The following is a 1,134-nucleotide window of genomic DNA, read 5'->3' on the forward strand; positions in this document are numbered from 1 at the left end:
AAGAACGATGTTCCTGTTGTATTAACGCTAGGTACTAAGTTTGTTATTCAAGACGATCCTAAATACTGGCAAGACTTTATTCGTGAACACGTTTCTGTTGTCGCAATGAACGAAGACGAAGCAGAAGCTCTAACAGGCGAAACTGATCCGCTAGCCGCTTCTGATAAGACGCTAGAGTGGGCTGATATGGTGTTATGTACCGCAGGTCCTGTTGGTCTGTTTATGGCGGGTTACACTGAAGACAGTGCGAAGCGTGAAACCACGTTGCCATTACTTCCTGGCTCGATTGCTGAATTTAATCGTTACGAGTTCAGCCGTCCGGCTAAAAAAGATGCTTGTCAGAATCCAATTCGAGTTTATTCGCATATTTCTCCTTACATGGGTGGTCCAGAGAAAATTAAGAACACAAACGGTGCGGGTGATGCTGCGTTGTCTGCTGTTCTTCATGACATGGCGGCGAATAAATACCATAAAGAAAATGTGCCTAACTCTAGCAAGCACAGCAATGAGTATTTAACTTACTCATCTTTTTCTCAGGTTTGTAAATATGCGAACCGTGCGAGCTACGAAGTTCTCGTGCAACATTCTCCTCGTCTGTCTCGTGGCTTACCAGAGCGAGAAGACAGTTTGGAAGAAGCATACTGGGAACGTTAATTCATATCGAATTAACCACTTTATAACTAATGTTAAAATGGCGTGTTTGAAAAAATACGCCATTTTTTATTTGCGCAAGACAAATAAAAAAGGCTCCCAACGGGAGCCTTTTTAAACAAGAACAATTAGATTAGGAAATCGTCTAGTGATTTACCTGCGTCAAGTTGCTCTTGAATTGCAGAAGGTGTACGACCTTGGCCTGTCCAAGTTTTTTCTTGGCCATTTGTGTCGATGTACTTGTACTTAGCTGGGCGAGGAGCGCGCTTAGATTTTGCTTTAGTCTTAGTTTCGCCAGATAATGCGCTAATTAGTGCTTCAACGTCGATACCGTCTTGAGCAATTTTTTCTGCAATCTCTGCTAGCTTAGCTTCTTGTTGTGCTAGTGCTTCACGCTCTGCTTCTTCAGCTTCACGACGCTCTTCAACAACAGTAGTTAGTTTATCTAGAGCTTCTTCCAATTGTTCTAGAGTCAGCTCACGA

General features: G+C 42.9%; 2 protein-coding genes. One reads left to right on the forward strand and one right to left on the reverse strand.

The features are described from left to right. Positions 1–654 (forward strand): inosine/guanosine kinase (locus R7P35_RS25645; RefSeq protein ID WP_318093244.1); only part of this gene is annotated, 654 nt, incomplete at its 5' end. A 125-nt stretch (positions 655–779) separates the two neighbouring features. On the opposite strand, the gene R7P35_RS25650 is transcribed toward R7P35_RS25645, so the two are convergent. After that, a partial coding sequence (locus R7P35_RS25650) for a DNA-binding protein H-NS (protein WP_140089988.1) occupies positions 780–1,134 on the reverse strand: 355 nt, incomplete at its 5' end.

Source organism: Vibrio sp. Vb0304, assembly GCF_033338995.1.
Taxonomy (GTDB): domain Bacteria; phylum Pseudomonadota; class Gammaproteobacteria; order Enterobacterales; family Vibrionaceae; genus Vibrio; species Vibrio alginolyticus.